The 1,043-nt window shown below is 67.3% G+C and carries 1 protein-coding gene; it reads left to right on the top strand.

Annotation, left to right across the window (positions count from 1 at the left end; translation table 11 throughout):
- Nucleotides 1–1,043 (top strand): condensation domain-containing protein (locus AB0435_RS34310; protein ID WP_366428764.1); only part of this gene is annotated, 1,043 nt, incomplete at both ends.

The following is a 1,043-nucleotide window of genomic DNA, read 5'->3' as shown; positions in this document are numbered from 1 at the left end:
TGTCGTTTGCTCAGCGTCGGTTGTGGTTCCTCGGTCAGTTGGAGGGGCCGAGTTCGACGTACAACGTGCCGTGGATGCTGCGTCTGTCCGGTGCGTTGGACGTGGCGGCGCTTGAGGCGGCTCTGAACGATCTGGTGGGGCGGCACGAGAGTTTGCGGACGGTGTTCCCGTCCGTGGACGGGGAGCCGTATCAGCAGGTCCGGCCCGTGGCCGAGGCTCGTGTGGATCTCCGCCGGTTCGATGTGTCGCCGGGGGAGGTGGAGGCGCGGGCGGTGGAGGCCGCAGCCGCGGTATTCGATCTGGCCCGTGAGATCCCGGTCCGTGCGACCTTGTTCCGTACCGCGCCCCACGAGCATGTTCTGCTGTTGCTTTTGCATCACATCGCGAGCGACGGTTGGTCCGTCGGGCCGCTGGGTCGTGACCTCGCCACCGCCTACAACGCCCGTGTCCAGGGCGGGGGCCCGAGGTGGGAGTCGCTGCCCGTCCAGTACACCGACTACACCCTGTGGCAACGCGAACTTCTCGGCAGCGAGGACGACGCCGACAGTGTCGTCTCACGCCAGCTCGACTACTGGCGCACCCGGCTCGCCGACCTCCCCGAGGAACTACGCCTGCCCACCGACCGGCCCCGCCCGGCCGTCGCTGGCCACAGCGGTGGTGTCCACGAGTTCCGAGTGTCGGCAGAGCTCCACGCCCGTCTGGTCGACCTCGCGCGTGAGAACCAGTGCACCGTGTTCATGGTCATCCAGGCCGCTCTGGCCACGTTGCTGACCCGGCTGGGCGCCGGAACCGACATCCCGATCGGTTCCGTGATCGCCGGCCGCACCGAGGAAGCCCTCGAGGATCTCATCGGCTTCTTCGTCAACACCCTCGTCCTGCGTACCGACACCAGTGCCGACCCGACTTTCCGCCAGCTCCTGGAGCGAGTGCGTACCACCGACCTCGATGCCTACGCCCACCAGGACATTCCTTTCGAGCGCCTCGTCGAGGAACTCAACCCCACCCGCACCACCGCACACCACCCCCTCTTCCAAGTCATGCTC

The sequence above is a fragment of the Streptomyces sp. NPDC051173 genome, assembly GCF_040689515.1.
Classification (GTDB): domain Bacteria; phylum Actinomycetota; class Actinomycetes; order Streptomycetales; family Streptomycetaceae; genus Streptomyces.
This window is presented reverse-complemented; position numbering and strand designations above follow the sequence as displayed.